12 protein-coding genes are annotated in these 18,065 nt (G+C 38.2%); 4 read left to right on the top strand and 8 right to left on the bottom strand.

The genetic code is table 11. The annotated features are described in order from the left end of the window. Nucleotides 1-74: 74 nt before the first annotated feature. From JEM65_RS03105 to JEM65_RS03085, 5 genes are all read right to left on the bottom strand, one after another. A complete protein-coding gene (locus JEM65_RS03105) occupies nucleotides 75-1,709 on the bottom strand; it encodes a S41 family peptidase (protein ID WP_199597100.1) in 1,635 nt (544 codons plus the stop codon). Nucleotides 1,710-1,727: 18 nt separating this feature from the next. After that, entirely contained in the window at nucleotides 1,728-2,111 is a 384-nt protein-coding gene (gene rnpA / locus JEM65_RS03100; protein WP_199597099.1) for a ribonuclease P protein component, read from the bottom strand. Between the two features lie 75 nt (nucleotides 2,112-2,186). Continuing rightward, on the bottom strand, nucleotides 2,187-4,076 hold the full coding sequence (locus tag JEM65_RS03095; RefSeq protein WP_199597098.1) for a M1 family metallopeptidase: 1,890 nt from the start codon (nucleotides 4,074-4,076) through the stop codon (nucleotides 2,187-2,189). Nucleotides 4,077-4,091: 15 nt separating this feature from the next. Further along, entirely contained in the window at nucleotides 4,092-5,708 is a 1,617-nt protein-coding gene (locus JEM65_RS03090; protein WP_199597097.1) for a S8 family peptidase, read from the bottom strand. 12 nt (nucleotides 5,709-5,720) lie between these two features. After that, nucleotides 5,721-6,584: an MBL fold metallo-hydrolase gene (locus tag JEM65_RS03085; RefSeq protein WP_199597096.1), complete on the bottom strand. Its 864-nt coding sequence runs from the start codon at nucleotides 6,582-6,584 to the stop codon at nucleotides 5,721-5,723. Nucleotides 6,585-6,787: 203 nt separating this feature from the next. On the opposite strand from JEM65_RS03085, the gene JEM65_RS03080 reads away from it, so the two are divergent. Both JEM65_RS03080 and JEM65_RS03075 read left to right on the top strand, forming a co-directional pair. Next, on the top strand, nucleotides 6,788-7,102 hold the full coding sequence (locus tag JEM65_RS03080; protein ID WP_199597228.1) for a DUF202 domain-containing protein: 315 nt from the start codon (nucleotides 6,788-6,790) through the stop codon (nucleotides 7,100-7,102). Nucleotides 7,103-7,233: 131 nt separating this feature from the next. Then, nucleotides 7,234-9,120, top strand: coding sequence for a cation:proton antiporter (locus JEM65_RS03075; protein WP_199597095.1), 1,887 nt, complete (start codon nucleotides 7,234-7,236; stop codon nucleotides 9,118-9,120). Between the two features lie 126 nt (nucleotides 9,121-9,246). Here the strand turns inward: JEM65_RS03075 and JEM65_RS03070 are convergent, their stop codons facing one another. The 3 genes from JEM65_RS03070 to lepA form a co-directional block, all read right to left on the bottom strand. Next, nucleotides 9,247-10,509, bottom strand: coding sequence for a glucose-1-phosphate adenylyltransferase (locus JEM65_RS03070; protein WP_199597094.1), 1,263 nt, complete (start codon nucleotides 10,507-10,509; stop codon nucleotides 9,247-9,249). Between the two features lie 2 nt (nucleotides 10,510-10,511). Beyond that, complete coding sequence (locus JEM65_RS03065; protein WP_199597093.1) at nucleotides 10,512-11,915, bottom strand: glycogen synthase; 1,404 nt, start codon at nucleotides 11,913-11,915, stop codon at nucleotides 10,512-10,514. A gap of 577 nt (nucleotides 11,916-12,492) precedes the next feature. Then, nucleotides 12,493-14,289, bottom strand: a complete 1,797-nt coding sequence (gene lepA, locus JEM65_RS03060) for a translation elongation factor 4 (protein ID WP_199597092.1) — start codon at nucleotides 14,287-14,289, stop codon at nucleotides 12,493-12,495. Between the two features lie 144 nt (nucleotides 14,290-14,433). On the opposite strand from lepA, the gene JEM65_RS03055 reads away from it, so the two are divergent. Together JEM65_RS03055 and dusB are read left to right on the top strand one after the other, a co-directional pair. Continuing rightward, nucleotides 14,434-16,860, top strand: a complete 2,427-nt coding sequence (locus tag JEM65_RS03055) for an outer membrane beta-barrel family protein (protein WP_199597091.1) — start codon at nucleotides 14,434-14,436, stop codon at nucleotides 16,858-16,860. A 122-nt stretch (nucleotides 16,861-16,982) separates the two neighbouring features. Further along, the gene (gene dusB / locus JEM65_RS03050) at nucleotides 16,983-17,975 is read left to right on the top strand and encodes a tRNA dihydrouridine synthase DusB (protein WP_199597227.1); all 993 of its coding nucleotides are present in this window, start codon (nucleotides 16,983-16,985) and stop codon (nucleotides 17,973-17,975) included. Nucleotides 17,976-18,065 lie beyond the last annotated feature (90 nt).

Here is an 18,065-nt window from a genome sequence, read left to right as displayed (position 1 = left end):
TTTGCGAAACCCAAGTAACCAAAATTTCACACCTTTGGAATCTCTCCAAAGGTTATCAAATGACCACCGGAATTTTATTGAAGATAGCCTAAATAAGTTGAAGGGCTTTTAAGGATGTCTGTCCCTTTTCTAATTTCTGTATTGTTTGAAATATAATACGCATACATCCCTTCTCTATAGAAATAGCGTTTTACGATTTCTTCAGACAATAGGCCCATAAGCTGGGTTTTATTGTCGTCAATAGCTTTGGTCTTATAAGCGGACAAAGACTTTAATAAGTCAGTATATTGTGTATCTATAACACTCTGTAGCTCTTCATCAGTTGCCACTGTTAGCGCATCGTCAAATGCTTTTTCGGTCTTGGTTTCAAAGGTGAAATTTTTATCCTTTAAAAAGGTTTTAAAAGCATTGAAATCAGCGTCCGTCAGTTTGAAAGAATTTAAATCTTTAACGTCATGAGAATAATAATACATTGTAGCGAAGTCAAAAATAAGAAAGTCATTGACAATGGCAGACGTAATCGGACTTAATTTAGTAATGTCTAACTCGACATCTGGTTGTATACCGCCGCCGTCATAAACAGTTCTGCCTCGTTTGGTTTTAAAGGCGGTGTAATTTTCTTTTTTTACACGGGTAGCTTTTCCAAATTCGTCTCTATTCCAATAGTCTAAAGATTGGATGCTGCGTCCTGAAGGTGTGTAATACCGCGAGATGGTAATTTTCATTTGGGTACCATAAACCAAGGCTTTTGGACGCTGTACCAAGCCTTTACCGAAGCTTCTGGCCCCTACTACCACTGCTCTATCCAAATCTTGTAATGCACCCGCAACAATTTCACTGGCAGAAGCACTTCTACCGTCAATAAGAACCACTAATGGAATCTCAGTGTCAATGGCTTCTTTTTGGGTATAATAGGTTTTATTGTACTTATCAACTTTTGATTTTGTGGTGACCACCAATTGATTTTTAGGTACAAAAATATTGGTGATGTTTACGGCTTCATTGAGCAATCCGCCCAAATTACCTCGAAGATCTAAAACGATTTGTTTGGCACCTTGACTTTTTAATACCCGAACCGCATTGATAGTTTCGGCTGATGCTTTTTCATTGAATTTTCGCAACACCACATAGCCTGTTTTATCATCAACCATAGAATAATGGGGTACGGCGTGTATTTCTACAGCTTCTCTTTGAATACTGGCCGTTTGTGTTTTACCTTGACGCAAATAGGTGACTTCTACGGATGTACCAGCGGTACCTTGTAATAAATTGCCCGCATCATCATTAAAATCTGCCACCACGGTTTGATCTATTTTTATAATTTCATCGCCAGCCTTTAATCCGGCTTTATCCGCAGGAAAATCTTTATAAGGCTCCAAGATGACCAGCTTATCCTTTAAAGTTAACACACTGGCTCCAATACCTGTATAATCGTCCGTATTGTTGATTCTAGATTCTTCTACATCCTGTTCATTGTAAAAATTTGTGTAAGGATCCAAATCTTGAAGCATGCTTTTAATGGCGGTATCCATCAACTCTGCAGGATTTGTGTCGTCCACATAATTCATGTTGACCTCTTTAAACAAAGTGGTGAAGATTTCAATTTGTTTGGCAATCTCAAAAAAATCACCTTTAAATGCTGATCCGGTTATAAATAAAACACCGATAAGAATAGGGAGTACTATTCTTTTTGTCAATAACTTTTTCATAATCTAAGGGTCAAAAGTTTAGGGTTTAGGCTGTGATTCTTTTTTTAAGAAAGCATCCATCAAGGTATTCATTTTTTTCGAAACTGTTTTAAAATCGCTATCAGACTTCCCCGTATACAAAATCATAAACGCATATTGCTCCGTAATGTTGTTAAAATAGGCTGATTTATTGAGCCTGTAAGCCTCTCTCATCAAGCGTTTTAATCTGTTTCTCTGGACTGCTTTTTTAAAATTCCGTTTACTTACTGATACGCCCGCCTTTACAATTGCAGCATCATCAAAGCTGGTCTTTAAATACACAAGTCGTAAGGGGTATGCAACAACAGACTTACCTTCAGCAAATAGCTTTTCAATAAGCTTCTCGCTTTTAAGCTTTTCTATTTTTTTGTACGACTGCTCCATAGGACCCAAAGGTAATTAGGTTTCATAAAAAAACCGCTTGATTAAAAACGGTTTTTTATAATTTATGATCGGGTGCTAATTAACGGTCATTACGTTGTTTTCCCTTTTAACATCTGCCATATAACCTCTTGGGTCTATGGTAATCGAGGTTATGGCACTTTTAGGTTTTTGAATGTCAAAGGTATAATTTGGATGTGTCCACGCCCAATTTGGCAATACTGTGGTTGTAGTTGCTACGGGTTTAGCACCACGCATCATACGCAACGGAATGTTAAATTGGGCGGTTGTACCATCGGCATAAGTCACTTCAATATCTAAAGGCATGGGCATTAACCCTATGCGTTCAAGTGTAACTGTGGTCTTGTCGTCTTCTGAATCTACTGTTTTAATTGCGTAATCTATCGTGTTGGTAGTTTGCGTCCAGTCCATCAAATACCAATCGAGCTCAAGGCCTGAAACTTTTTCAGCTACTCTGATGACATCCAATGGTTTTGGGTGTTTAAACGCCCATTCTTTATAATACCGCTTGATGGTTTTATCAAGGTTGTCTTCACCAATAATATAGCCCAATTGCGATAAAAATAAGGTGCCCTTACTGTAGGCTGAAATAGAATACGCACGATTGTATATATAACGGTCAGAATGCGTGCCTTGAGGTTGTTCTCTGTCAGAATTGGCTAAAGAAATATAAGAGCGGTATGAGCCCGCAAACGGATTATCACTGTTGGTACCGTTAATGGCGTCTAAGGCTCTATCTTGAATATAGCTGGTAAACCCTTCGTCCATCCAAGAATGTTTGCTTTCATTGTTAGCCAATACAAATTGGAACCAACTATGTGCCAGTTCATGAGCCGTTACACTGATCAACCCCTTTAAAGTACCTTCGCCCACAATAAGGGTGCTCATGCCATATTCCATGCCCCCATCTCCACCCTGTATCACAGAATATTGATCATAAGGATACTCACCTACATGTGCGCTGAAATATTCCATCAATTGCTGTGTAATGGGCTGTAATTTTTTCCAGTTTTCCAGCTTCTCTGCCGGCATGGTACTTTTGTATAAAAAATGGAGCATGGGTCCATTTTCCATTTGAAGTTTGTCGTGGATATAATCCGTATCTGCTGCCCAGGTAAAATCGTGTACATTGGGCGCTTTAAAATGCCAGGTTAAGGTTTTTCCTTTTTCCTTTTTTAACTTTTCGGTTTCATACCCGTGTCCTATGTCGTTAGGGTTTTGAAGGTAGCCTGTGCCTCCAATGGTATAATTTTTATCGATGGTAATCTTAACGTCAAAGTCGCCCCAAACGCCATAAAATTCTCTTGCAATATAGGGGTCGGCATGCCAACCTTCATCATCATATTCTGCCAGTTTAGGATACCATTGCGCCATAGATAAGGCCACCCCTTCTTTGCTGTTTCTTCCAGAACGGCGGATTTGCAAGGGCACTTGTGCATCAAAAACCATATCAAAGGTTACCTTTTCGCCTGGTTGAATGGGTTCATTTAAGGTGACCATCAAAATGGTGCCTTGAGTTTCGTGAGTTACTGGTGTACCATTTTGAAGCAAAGTGTTTACCTTGATATAGCCAAATTCATCTGGACCCAACTTGCTGATTCTACTTTCGTAGATAGGATCTGCTTTGGTTCCTAAATTATTGACCATACGCCCATCAGGATCTGCAATACTTTTTAAGCGTGCATCCATTTCGCTATCCGGTTGAAAAGCGTTGGGATATAAATGATAAAATACCTTGTGCAATACATCAGGAGAATTGTTGGTATAGACTAATTTTTGGGTTCCTGAATATTTGTAGGTCTCCACATCCATATCAATAACCATCGTATAATCTACATGTTGCTGCCAATAATAGGGGTTAGAGAATGGAGTTATTTTATTTTGGGATTGTCCGTTAAAAGAAGACATCATCAAAAGAAAACCAAGAGTTAAAGCACTAAATTTCATTTGAGAAAGGTTTTATTAAAGGTTTTTTGCCACTTGTGCCGCTAAGATTAAAGCATTGTAAGCGTTGGCAATTTTTTGTGATTTAGACAGGGCGCTGAAGGGCTTTATTTGCGATGGATCGCCACCTACAACCACCTTCGTAGTTAATGCCAAACCAGAATCCATAATGATTTTCTTAACCTGTGGTGCGGTTAATTTTGGATATTGAGAACGTATTAACGCTGCAATTCCGGCCACGCCTGGAGACGCCATTGAGGTACCACCGATAGTTTTGTAATCATTGTTGGGAAAGGTTGAGTAAATTTCGCCGCCTGGCGCAAAAATATCAACGTTTATCTTTCCATAATTTGAAAATCCTGACACCAAACCTGAACCGTATTTTGGGTCTAAAGATCCCACGCTGATAAAGTTATCGGCAACTTCAGGACCTGTGCCAATAGCATCATTGGGATACACCTCTTTGGTATCTAAATCAGCCCCTTCATTTCCTGCTGCATTCACAATTAAAACATCTTTAGAAGCTGCGTATACAATCGCTTCTCTCACCCAGTCGCTGTGTGGCGAATAGTATTTACCAAAACTGGTGTTGATTACCTTTGCGCCATTATCTGCAGCATATCTTATAGCTAAAGCAATGTCTTTATCATATTCATCGCCGTTGGGAACCGCTCTAATGCTCATGATTTTGACATTGTTGGCCACGCCATTACCACCTTTTCCATTGTTTCTTACAGCTGCAATAATTCCAGCCACATGTGTCCCGTGGCTTTCAGAAGCTTTTACAGGTTTTACGTTGTTGTTACCATAGTATTTTTCAGTCATGTCATCAGGATTGTCACCTGTTTTACGACCTTTAAAATCTACATTCAGATTGTAATTCAGACGGTCTGTAATATCCACCAAGCCTTGGGTAAGCTCTTTAGTAGCCTTTTTTAACGTATCGAAATCTAAACTGTACACATATTTTGCCACAGCAATATATTGTTGAAGTGTTTGATTACTGGTGTTAAGAGCATCTACATCTGCTTTGGTATAATTACTCTTTTTTGTTTCTCTTTCTAAGGCATCATCAGCATTTTTTATTTGTTGTAAAAACTGCTCATAGTTGGTTTTGATGCCCACATATTTGTCATATTCTGACTGACGCTCTGCTTTTGCTTCTGCATATCTTGGGTGTGCTGTATTACCACTTGCCAATAAACGCACATATTCCAATTGCTCATCATACCCATCGCCCAGAAAATTCCACCCGTGGATATCATCAATATATCCATTTTTATCATCGTCTTTTCCGTTGCCAGGAATTTCTTTGGTATTTGTCCAGATAGCTCCTTGCAAATCTTCATGATCAATGTCAATGCCTGAATCGATAACCGCAACTATGGTAGTAGTACCTTTTCTGTTTTTTATAATTTCATCGTAAGCTCTATCCACACTCATCCCAGGAATGGTGTCATTTTTAAGGTCTAAATGTCCCCAATGGTGCTTTTCAGCCTCGGTTAGTTCAGACGTTTTTAAGGGTAGTGTGTCTATATTTTCCATTGGTGTAGAAACAACACCTGTGGAAGAACTACAATTAAAAAGCGTGGTTGCCGCAAAAGCAGCAATAGCGAATGATTTAAATAATTTCATGTGATCTATGTATTAATTTGTAAAAATGTCTTGTGTAGTATAGGTTTGATCTAAGCGCACACCTTTTTCAGTGTGTTGTACGGTGATGATTTGGTTGTGGGCATCATGCTCCAAAAACAGATAATAATTTTCGTCTGCGGCGGTTTTTAGGAAGATTTCTTTTTCATCTAAGGTCAACAATGGCCGGGTATCATAACCCATTACAAAAGGTAAGGGTAAATGACCCACGGTGGGAAGTAAATCGGCCATAAAAGCGATGGTTTTATCTTTATATTTGATGAGTGGGATCATTTGTTTATCAGTATGGCCATCGGCAAAAAAGATAGCGAAGCCCAGATCAGAATTTTTAAGCAGCCGATCTTCTGGAAGTTCCGTAAACCTCAATTGGCCACTTTCCTGCATCGGAAGGATATTTTCTTTTAAAAAGGACGCTTTTTCACGATTGTTAGGCTGGGTTGCCCAGTCCCAATGCTCTTTATTGCTCCAGAAATTCGCGTTTTTAAAGGCAGGTTCGTACGCGGTTCGGTCTTTATTCCATTGAATGCTTCCGCCACAATGGTCAAAATGCAAATGCGTCATAAACACGTCAGTAATGTCATCGCGATGAAATCCGTGCTGTTTTAAAGAATTATCTATTGAATCATTTCCCCATAAATAATAATACCCAAAAAATTTATCATTTTGCTTGTTTCCCATTCCGGTATCCACCAAAATCAGACGGTTTCCATCTTCTATCAGCAAACAACGCGCGGCAATATCAATCATGTTATTTGCATCTGCAGGATTGGTGCGTTGCCATATTGATTTAGGCACAACACCAAACATGGCACCTCCATCGAGTTTGAAATTTCCAGATTCAATAGGATATAGTTGCATAGTTTCAATTTTAAGGCTTTATTAATCCTGCAAATTACTAAATCACTTAAAATTTGTGGGTTTTGCACATTGATATTGGCTGTATTTTAACATTTAATTACGATAAGTATTGGGGAGATTATTTGAATCCTATTAAAATTAATCTAATTTTATAAAAAAGTGTTATGAAAAGAATCGTACCAGAGCCTTTGCGGCTCAAAAAAATGAGACTCTTAAAGTTTGGTCGTGATTTTAAGCCAGATCAAGAGATTATTTTAAGAGATTATCTTGCCATTGAACGCACACGCTTGGCCAATGAACGGACACTGCTATCTTACATCAGATCTTCACTTTACCTGCTTTTGGGAGGTATTGCTTTTTTTCAATTGAAGAATTTTCAAGATTTTAGATATTTGGCGTTGTTGGCCTTAGTATTTAGTGCCATTTTCTTCATTATTGGGATCTATCGCTTTACCTTACTAAAAAAGAGCTTAAAAAAATTATACTACAAATTCGAGTCGAAAGGCGGCGACAAATAACTACATTGTAGATATTGAAAGCTTCGCATCCTGCGCTTATTTTCATTTTATGATAATTTTTAAGGATGGATTACTCCAAAAAAAATAACTTTACCACCTTTGCAAAACGAAATTAAGGATACACAAATTATATGATTGAACTAGCAGGAATCGTTATACTCGGCATATTGGCGCAATGGGTGGCATGGAAATTTAAAATTCCGGCTATTTTACCATTAATTTTAATCGGACTTTTAGTTGGACCTATTGCTGCAGAATATCTGTCCAGTGACGGATCCAAATGGATAGAACCGATATATAATGGTGAAAAAGGGCTATTTCCTGGAGAGAGTCTCTTTTATTTTGTGTCTCTAGCCATTAGCATCATCCTTTTTGAAGGCGGACTAACGCTCCGGGTCAAGGAGATAAAAAACGTAGGTCCAGTTATCTCAAAATTAATCACGGTTGGCTCTTTGGTCACTTTTTTTGGAGCCGCCGTAGCAGCACATTTCATATTTTATTTAAGTTGGGAAATGTCCTTTCTATTCTCAGCCTTAATCATTGTTACGGGCCCTACCGTAATTACGCCAATTTTACGTAATATTCCCTTAAAACAAGATGTTTCAGCGGTGTTGAGATGGGAAGGCATCCTTATTGATCCTATAGGCGCCTTGGTGGCCGTATTGGTGTTTGAATTTATTAGTGTAGATGCTGGTGGTGCCTTTACAAAAACTGCCTTTATTGAATTTGGAAAGATTGTGTTGTTCGGAAGTACCTTTGGATTTGCCTTTGCGCACGGCCTCAATTTTATCATTAATAAGCGTTTAATTCCGCATTATCTTCTTAATGTTTTTGCACTTGCCAGTGTGTTGGGCGTCTTTGTGTTGGCAGATACCTTTGCGCATGAATCTGGGTTATTGGCTGTTGTGGTCATGGGGATGGTTTTGGGTAATTCCAATTCGCCTTACCTAAAGGAACTGTTATATTTCAAGGAATCATTGAGTGTCCTATTAGTGTCCATCTTATTTATCTTGCTTGCGGCCAACATCAATATGGAAGACCTCCTGCTTATATTTAACTGGAATACGGTGGTCTTATTTGCCATTGTAGTATTTGTATTAAGACCTATTGGCGTATTTTTAAGCACTTATAATTCTTCTTTACAACTTAATGAAAAACTATTTATAAGCTGGGTCGGCCCTAGAGGGATCGTGGCGGCAGGAATTGCGTCCTTATTCGGCTTAAAATTAGCCAAAAATGGGGTGCCAGATGCTGAATATATTACCCCTTTGGTGTTTATGATTGTGTTAGGTACCGTGCTATTAAATGCTACAACGGCGCGTTATGTAGCACAATGGGTGGGTGTGTTTTTGAAGAAATCCAATGGTATTCTGATTATAGGAGCCTCTAAAGCTTCGCGATTGATAGGAAACTATTTAGAAGAAAATGGACGCCATGTGGTGCTAATTGATAACAATCAGAACAACATCAACAAGGCCACCGAATTGGGTTTAGAAGCGATCAATACCAATATTTATTCAGATTCTTTAGACGATAATATTGAGTTGAATGATGTGGGTTATATTATTGCATTGACCGGCAACTCTGAAATCAATCAATTTGCGATTAACAGATTTAAGGGAGAATTTGGTGAAAATGGTGCGTTCAGACTGATCACTTCTGAAGAATTAAATGATCCCAATTACCAACCAAAACAAAGTATTTTCATTCAAAGAGACGATTTTATTTCATTGACAGAAACCACCCGAAGATATCCAGCGGTTCATGAAATTGACATCACTGATAAAAAACACTATGAAAACCTGATTGATCTTAGCGGTAGAGATTATGATATCATTCCTTTGTTTTTAAAGGATGAATCTAATGAATTACATATCCTTACTAATATTGACAAAGATGATGAAGAATTTACTGAAGGCTGGAAACTGGTGTATTTAGGGAAGCCTTATGATGTTGAAAAAATTCAGAAGGAAAAAACCAATACAAAAGAAAATGAAAATGAAGACGTTTCAGACTAAAAGCTTAAAACGTCTTCATTTTATATAAGTGCCTCTATAACATCGCAAGTCCCGTTCAATTTTGATGCTATTTAAAAGCTTATAATCGAGTATGATACAAGTAATGTCCTTGAAGGTTAAAACCCTTTAAATAACTGTTCCGTGAGGTATGGTTGCCCCTTTCCTGAGCACTACAATCCCATCTCTGATAACATAGGTATCTGTTTCGATGTCTTTGGAGTTGATATCGCCATGGATTCTCACATCATTGCCAACCCGGCAATTTTTATCGATGATGGCATTTTTTATAAAACAGCGTTCTCCAATGCCCATGGGTATTTTTGTGGTAGAAGTCACTTCCTCAAGGGTTTGGTAAGTATCACTTCCCATCATATAGGTGTTAATAATGGTCGTCTCATGACCTATGCGGGCACGAATACCAATAACAGAATGCTCTATTTTAGCTGCATTAATAATACAGCCTTCTGCAATGACCGCCTTGTTAAGCGTGGTTCCGCTTATTTTGGTGGTAGGTAACATGCGTGCTCTTGTGTAAATTCGTTTTTTAATGTTGAAGAGGTCAAATTCAGGGATATCATCTGTAAGACCTAGGTTAGCCTCAAAAAAAGAATCAATATTACCAATATCAGTCCAGTACCCCTCAAATTGATAACTTAAGGTTTTATGTTTGTCTATAGACTGTGGAATGATTTCCTTGCCAAAGTCGTTGGTGTCAGGATTGTTCATTAAATCTATCAATAGGTCTCTATTAAAAATATAGATCCCCATGGAAGCCAAATGATTACGGCCTTCGGCTTTCATCCCATCACTTACTTGAGAGGTCCAATCTGGTAATAAACTGGCATCTGGTTTTTCGATAAAGGAGGTAATCATGCTGTTCTCATCGGTTTTTAAAATTCCAAAAGACGTCGCTTCTTTCTCTTTTACAGGTAAGGTAGCAATGGTTATTTCAGCGTTACTCTCTTTATGTGCATCCAACATCTTATTGAAATCCATTTGATACAGTTGATCTCCCGATAATATCAGGGCGTACTCAAATTCATGGTTTAAAAAATGATGCATATTCTGGCGCACGGCGTCTGCAGTACCTTGAAACCAGGTATTGTTGGACATGGTTTGTTCAGCAGCCAAAACGTCCACAAAGGCTTGACTAAAAAAACTAAAGTGATAGGTGTTTTTTATGTGCTTGTTCAATGACGCTGAGTTGAATTGGGTCAGTACAAACATGCGTTTGATTTCTGAGTTGATACAGTTTGAAATGGGAATATCTACCAATCTGTACTTTCCCGCAATAGGCACAGCGGGTTTTGAACGCGATTGGGTTAGAGGATATAGTCGGGAGCCTTGCCCACCACCTAAGATGATAGAAATTACACTGTCGTGGTACATAGTTATAGAATTAGTGAATTATAAAGATTAACATACGCTTGCGCAGAAGCGTCCCAAGAGTGGTCAATTTTCATGATTAAATTACGATTTTTTTTGAACCTATCGCTATCATTATAAAAATTAATGGCTCTGTAGATTGCAAAACTGCCTTCTTGAACGGTTGCACCATCATGTAGCGCACCAAAACCGTTGTTGTCAATATCCGCAACGGTATCTTTTAAACCCCCAACTTTATTAACAATGGGCACGGTGCCATAACGCAAGGCATACATCTGATTTAAGCCACAGGGTTCTACACGTGATGGCATGAGTAAAAAATCTGCGGCAGCATATAGAATATGCGCCAAACGTTCGTTGTAACCAATATAGGTGTTGTAAAATCCCGCATGCTGTTGTTTCAGATCGTCTAATTGTTGTTCTACACCAGTGTCACCAGAACCCAACATCATGATGGATATATTTTTATGATAGAGCGAATTGTTGAAAATTTCAGGTAGTAAATCGGCTCCTTTTTCATCAACCAAGCGCCCAATAAATGCAAATAGAGGCAGCTTCGGGTTGAGATTGAACTCTTTACAAAGCCATTCTTTATTGGCTTTTTTACCTGAAGCAACGGTTTTTAACGAATAATTTTTAATCAGGTCCGTATCTGTAGACGGGTCCCAAACCTTGTCATCAATCCCATTTAAAATACCTACACATTTTCCACTTTCATAGCGTAACAAATCTTCTAACCCGTTAGCCGCATATTTGAGTTCTTCCATATAATTGGGAGATACGGTAGTTACCTTCCATGCACACTTTATGGCGGAAGCTAACGGGTTGATCAGGTGTTTCCAATCTAATAAGCCTGCTTTAGAAAAATCGAAAGGAGGGATGAGGTGTATTTTATTATGGCCAAACCAACCCTGATATTGTCCGTTGTGGATGGTCACTACCGTTGGAGTACGCCGTAATTTATGATAGGCATAAGACTGAGCCATCATAAACGGGATTAATCCGGCATGGTGATCATGACAATGCACTAGGTCAGGTTGTTGGTCCAATTGCACCAACCAATCCAATGTTGCTATTTGAAACCCTAAAAAGCGCTCCGTATCATTGGAAGAATAGACATAATCTGTGTACAATAGATCAGGAATATGCACCAGATAAAGGTCATACCCCAGTGTATTATCTACTAGGGTAAGAATATCAAAAGCGAAGGGTCTGCCCAAATTGAACCGGCCACTAAACACTTTTTCAAAATCGTGTGTATTGGTAAACTTGTTATCATAAAAGGGCATGATCACACTACTGGTTTCGCCGAGTTTGTTTTGATATTTAGGCAGTGCGCCAACCACGTCTCCCAAGCCACCAACTTTGGCAATAGGATAACATTCTGCACTGATATGGAATATGGTCATTGGTTGATTTTATGAGTTGTTTAAAACTACAAAATATTTGAGCATATTACCTACATATAAAATAAAATAATTATTGTCTGATAAAGAATTAAGATCCTGCCTCGCCGGCAGGCAGGCGCTGCGCTTATAGTTCCGATGGCTATCGGGAAAAGAACAAAGACTTGATTATGACTGATTGATAAACAGTCGTTATTCTAAATTAAATTTGCCTAATCCCTCTAAGTGAAATTGGTTTCAAAAAGCATGGCGTCATTATAAAATCTCCTGCCGCGTCTTACTATTAATGGGTTTGTACACTTTTTACTTGTTTTACCGGACATTCATGATTAAATTTGCCCTATAAATCTCAGTTAAACTGGTTTCAAAAAGCAAGGCGTCATTATAAAATCTCCTGCCGCATCTTACTATTAATGGGTTTGTAAACTTTTTATTTTTTTTAGTGATACTTATGTTATATAAATCGTTAGGTCAAGTTTGGATAGCATTGTGAGTAAACTAAGAAGCTCCATAGAATTATGATTCTATGGAGCTTCTCTTTAAGTTTAATTTTTTTTTAGAGAAAAAGTAAATTTATGACTTAATCATTCAGTTTTAACACGGCCATAAACGCTTGTTGCGGAATTTCAACATTTCCTACTTGGCGCATGCGTTTTTTACCTTTTTTCTGTTTTTCAAGAAGTTTACGTTTACGTGAAATATCACCCCCATAACATTTTGCGGTCACATCCTTACGAAGTGCCTTAATGGTTTCTCTAGAGATGATCTTGGCACCCACAGCGGCTTGGATCGGGATGTCAAATTGTTGACGCGGAATCAATTCCTTCAACTTTTCGCACATCTTCTTGCCAATATTTTGTGCGTTATCGGCGTGAATCAACGCTGAAAGGGCATCTACCGGTTGCGCATTTAATAAAATATCCAAGCGTACCAATTTGGACGCTTTCATTCCAATAGGATGGTAGTCAAAAGAGGCATAACCCTTAGAAACTGTTTTTAATCTATCATAAAAATCGAATACAATTTCAGCCAGGGGCATATCAAAAGTGAGCTCCACACGTTCTGGAGTCAAATAGGTTTGGTTAAGTACATTGCCTCTTTTTTCAATACACAATGACATGACGTTACCAACAAAATCAGCTTTAGTAATAATTGTAGCTTTAATATAAGGTTCTTCCACACGATTAACGGTAGATGGATCCGGTAAATCAGACGGGTTGTTGACAATAAAGGCAACATCAGGATTTTTATTGGTAAAGGCGTGATAAGACACGTTAGGAACCGTAGTAATCACTGTCATATCAAACTCACGCTCCAAACGTTCTTGGATAATTTCCATATGCAACATGCCCAAGAATCCACAACGGAACCCAAATCCTAAGGCCGCTGAACTTTCTGGCATAAACACCAAGGACGCATCATTTAATTGCAGCTTCTCCATAGAGCTGCGCAACTCTTCATAATCTTCTGTATCTACAGGATAGATGCCGGCAAATACCATAGGCTTCACATCTTCAAAACCTTCTACAATATTGGTGGTTGGATTTGCAAAATCAGTAATGGTGTCTCCAACTTTTACTTCTTTTGCAGTTTTGATCCCTGTTATCAAATAGCCAACATCACCCGTTTTAACACTTTGTTTTGCAACTTGGGTGAGTTTTAGCGTGCCTACTTCATCGGCATAATATTCTTTATCAGTAGCGACAAATTTTATTTTTTGTCCTTTTTTGATTTCACCGTTAAACACTCTAAAATACGTTTCAATACCTCTAAAGGTGTTGTAAACTGAATCAAAAATCAAGGCTTGTAATGGTGCGTCAGGATTTCCTTTAGGTGCCGGGATGCGTTCAATAACTGCTTCTAAAATTTTATCTACTCCAAAACCTGTTTTACCACTGGCATGGATGACGTCTTCTGGTTTACAGCCTAACAACTCAACAATATCATCCGTAACTTCTTCAGGATTTGCACTTGGCAAATCTACTTTATTCAATATGGGAATGATTTCTAAATCATTCTCTAAAGCCAAATATAAATTTGAAATGGTCTGTGCCTGAATGCTTTGTGCAGCATCAACAATCAGTAACGCGCCTTCGCACGCAGCGATGGAACGGGACACCTCATAAGAAAAATCAACATGGCCGGGAGTGTCAATAAGGTTCAGGATATACTGTTCGCCTTTATAGGTGTAATCCATTTGTATGGCATGAGATTTTATGGTAATACCACGCTCACGCTCTAAGTCCATACTGTCCAGAAGTTGGTTTTGTTTCTCCCGTTCGGTTACAGTTCCGGTAAAATCCAATAAGCGATCTGCAAGGGTACTTTTACCGTGATCAATATGTGCTATAATGCAAAAATTTCGAATGTTTTTCATAAAACTGCCTAACTAATTTGCAAATATAAGCGATTTATTAGCTTTTGGTTCTTTTTTATTGCTTCTAAATAGCAGTAAATCTGTGGAAAAACCGTAAAAATAATTCTAAAACTATTTATATATTGCACAACTAAAAAAAACTATTTGACACGCTCCATCAAAATTGTCTACCTCTTATTTGCCTTATTTTCAGCTACACTAAGTTTTGGACAGGATCATTTTATATCAGGAACAGTAGGCGATGCTGAAGGCTTACCTATTGCATTTGCGAATGTACTTTTAATGACAGCTCAGGATTCTACTTTAATAAAAGGGGTTTCCACCAATGAGAAAGGCCTTTTTATGATGGATAAAATCCAGGAAGATGACTATTTGCTAAAGTTCAGCTTTATTGGTTTTAAAGATGTTTACAATAAGATAAGGGTAGATCAACCTTTTAAAATGGGCACCGTGGTCTTGTATCCATCTTCACAAGAACTTGATGAAATCAATATTTTGGTGAGAAAGCCCACTTTCAAAAAAGAAGCAGACCGCTTGGTGTTCAATATTGAAAATACGGCGCTTATTGAAGGCAATATGTTTGAGGTGTTGAAAAACACACCCGGAATTTTGGTTTTGGATAACACGATCCAAGTCAAAAACTCCAAGCCAACGGTCTATATCAACGATAAGAAGGTCCAGTTGAACACCGCAGAGTTAATACAGCTTTTGGAGGGGTCTTCAGCAAACAATATCAAGTCTGTGGAGGTCATTACCAATCCATCGGCAAAGTATGATGCCTCTAGTGGTGCTGTCATTAACATTGTAATGAGCAAAAATTTAATTACGGGATATAGAGGTAATGTGTTTGCCAATTTTACCCAGGGTGCCTTTCCGCGTTACAATCCGGGCACAAGTCATTTCTTTAAAAATGATCATATTGATTTTTTTGCAAACTATAGTTATTCACAGGATAAAATTAATAGGGATCAAGATGAAGTGGTCAATTATTTAGATGGGAATAACGTCATAGACGAAATTTTTAAATCCAAAACCAACAGAAATACCTGGTCTAAAACCCACAATTTTAATTTCAATTTTGACTATAGTCTCAATGAGAACAATACCTTGAGTGTAACGTCAAATATACTTCTGATGCCTTATTTTAAGTATCATATTAATACTGCTACTGAAGTATTGGATAGCCATCAGGATTTGGATTACTTTTTTAAAGCCAACAATTTTTCTGATGATGACAAGTATAATTTAGGTTTTGATGTGGATTACATTCATAAATTTAAACAGGCTGGCGAAAAACTAGCGGTTAATGCGCATTATACAACCTTCAATTATAATCGAAATCAAAATGTTAAAAGTGATTATTTTCTTGCTGATGGAAGTTTTATAGAGACCACCGCATTTAGAACGGACAATCACCAAAATACAGATATCTATACTGTTAAGGCAGATTATACCCTGCCTTTAAGTGACTCTTCAACTTTAGAGGTAGGGGCTAAAGGCTCCAATATTAAAAGTACAAGCAATCTTACTCAGTTTAATCGAATTGACGGAACTGAAATTATCGACCCAAATAATACCGATGCCTTTGATTATGATGAAGTTATTATGGCAGTCTATGTCAATTTTTCCAAAGATTGGGACAAGCTAAATCTGGTAACAGGGCTGCGGGCTGAACAGACCACGGTTGAAAGTAATTCCGTTGTGGATATGACTCCTAAAACACAGGATTATCTAGATTGGTTTCCTACCGCCAGCTTGAGCTACAATGTTTCAGAGGAGGTGTCTGTATACGCGAATTATAAAAAAAGTATCCAGCGTCCTAATTATCAAAATTTGAATCCGTTTCAATTTTATCTCAACGATTTTAATATTGTTACCGGAAATCCTGATTTACAACCTGTTATTGTTGATCACGCTGTCATAGGTACATCTTTAGGTAAAGGTATGTATACTTTTGAGGCGTATTATAAAACCTATACCAATAATATTTTTGAGCTTCCATTTCAGGACAATACCACTAATATTTTGACTTATACGCCAATCAATCTCGATAAGACTATAGAATTTGGTTTTGATTTTATTACCTATTTCTATGTCCTGAACAATTGGTCCGTATATTTTGTGTCCTCATTTTACAATACTCAGGATGAAGCTGAATTTGAAGGCACAAAAATAGACCGAAATCAATGGTCTAACTACAGTGTTTTAAGCAATGATTTTACGTTTTTAAAAGACCGAAGCCTTATTGTTAATTTCAATATGACCTATCTCAGTAAGAGTATAAGTGGGTTTAGGGAAATTCAGGATATCTTGGCGTCAGAGTTGACTGTTTCAAAGAGTGTCCTTAAAAACAAAGGCAGTATTTCCTTGGTCGTTTCAGATCTGTTCAACACCCAGAATTTTGACATCAGCTCCCGATACTTAAATCAGAATAGCGCGCTCTATTATGATCAGGATACACGATTTATTAAATTGGGTTTTCGATACAAATTTGGAAACACCAATTTAGAGACTAACCAACGTCGTAAATCACAACAAGAGATTGAACGCTTAGAAAAGTCTGACAATTAGTGATTTTTAGACATTTTTTTGCAGCATCCCGCCATACAAAGAGTAGTCGCTTTACTAAAACCTCTGAGGTTTAAATAATTACATTTACAGAAAAAGCATTAATTTTGTCGAAAATTTCAACAGTGGTTAAAATAGGCGACATACAACTTCCGGACTTTCCTTTGCTTTTGGCACCTATGGAAGATGTCAGTGATCCACCATTCAGAGCCTTGTGCAAAGAACACGGTGCTGACGTGGTATACACAGAATTTATCTCTAGTGAAGGCTTGATCAGGGATGCTGCAAAAAGCATCATGAAGTTAGATATTTATGAAAAGGAGCGTCCGGTTGGCATCCAGATTTTTGGAGCCAATTTGGAAAGTATGTTGCAAACCATTGACATTGTCGAAAAATCCAATCCAGATATTATTGACATCAATTTTGGCTGTCCGGTAAAAAAAGTGGTGAGTAAAGGTGCTGGTGCCGGTATTTTAAAAGACGTGTGCCTCATGGAACAGTTAACTGCTGAAATGGTAAAACGCACCAATTTGCCTGTTACGGTAAAAACCCGTTTGGGGTGGGATCATGATTCTATCCGAATTGTTGAGGTTGCAGAACGTTTGCAGGATGTAGGCTGTAAAGCTATTTCCATTCACGGCCGCACACGTGCCCAGATGTATAAGGGGAACGCTGATTGGGGACCGATTGCTGAGGTCAAAAACAATCCGCGCATGCACATTCCGGTGTTTGGCAACGGCGATGTAGATACCCCAGAAAAAGCTATGGAAATGCGTGACGTATATGGATTGGACGGTTGTATGATTGGTCGCGCCAGTATCGGGAATCCGTGGTTTTTTAAACAAGTGAAGCACTTTTTTAATACAGGAGAACATTTGGCGCCTACATCTTTAGAAGAACGTGTAGATGCTGCCCGCAGACATCTTCAAATGGCTATTGATTGGAAAGGGGAGAAGCTAGGTGTTTTCGAAACCCGACGCCATTACACCAATTACTTTAAAGGCATTCCTAACTTTAAGGAATACCGTTCAAAAATGGTAACCAGCGATGACTCTGGTGATGTTTTTGCTGCGTTTGATGAGGTGCTCGAAGTGTTTTCTGGTTACGAGTTTGTATAAGCGCTGGAAGACCAAATTTTGAAGTCTGATAATGAACAACCTCGACCCAAGGGTACGAGGTATCAAGTAGAAGCTCCTTTTTCTTTCGAC

The organism is Gelidibacter salicanalis, assembly GCF_016469035.1.
In the GTDB taxonomy this organism is placed as follows: Bacteria; Bacteroidota; Bacteroidia; order Flavobacteriales; family Flavobacteriaceae; genus Gelidibacter; species Gelidibacter salicanalis_A.
This window is presented reverse-complemented; position numbering and strand designations above follow the sequence as displayed.

Coding starts and splice junctions, on each gene's coding strand:
- JEM65_RS03105 (WP_199597100.1), bottom strand. CDS start 1,709: ATGAAAAAGTTATTGACAAAAAGAATAGTACTCCCTATTCTTATCGGT.
- rnpA (WP_199597099.1), bottom strand. CDS start 2,111: ATGGAGCAGTCGTACAAAAAAATAGAAAAGCTTAAAAGCGAGAAGCTT.
- JEM65_RS03095 (WP_199597098.1), bottom strand. CDS start 4,076: ATGAAATTTAGTGCTTTAACTCTTGGTTTTCTTTTGATGATGTCTTCT.
- JEM65_RS03090 (WP_199597097.1), bottom strand. CDS start 5,708: ATGAAATTATTTAAATCATTCGCTATTGCTGCTTTTGCGGCAACCACG.
- JEM65_RS03085 (WP_199597096.1), bottom strand. CDS start 6,584: ATGCAACTATATCCTATTGAATCTGGAAATTTCAAACTCGATGGAGGT.
- JEM65_RS03080 (WP_199597228.1), top strand. CDS start 6,788: ATGAGACTCTTAAAGTTTGGTCGTGATTTTAAGCCAGATCAAGAGATT.
- JEM65_RS03075 (WP_199597095.1), top strand. CDS start 7,234: ATGATTGAACTAGCAGGAATCGTTATACTCGGCATATTGGCGCAATGG.
- JEM65_RS03070 (WP_199597094.1), bottom strand. CDS start 10,509: ATGTACCACGACAGTGTAATTTCTATCATCTTAGGTGGTGGGCAAGGC.
- JEM65_RS03065 (WP_199597093.1), bottom strand. CDS start 11,915: ATGACCATATTCCATATCAGTGCAGAATGTTATCCTATTGCCAAAGTT.
- lepA (WP_199597092.1), bottom strand. CDS start 14,289: ATGAAAAACATTCGAAATTTTTGCATTATAGCACATATTGATCACGGT.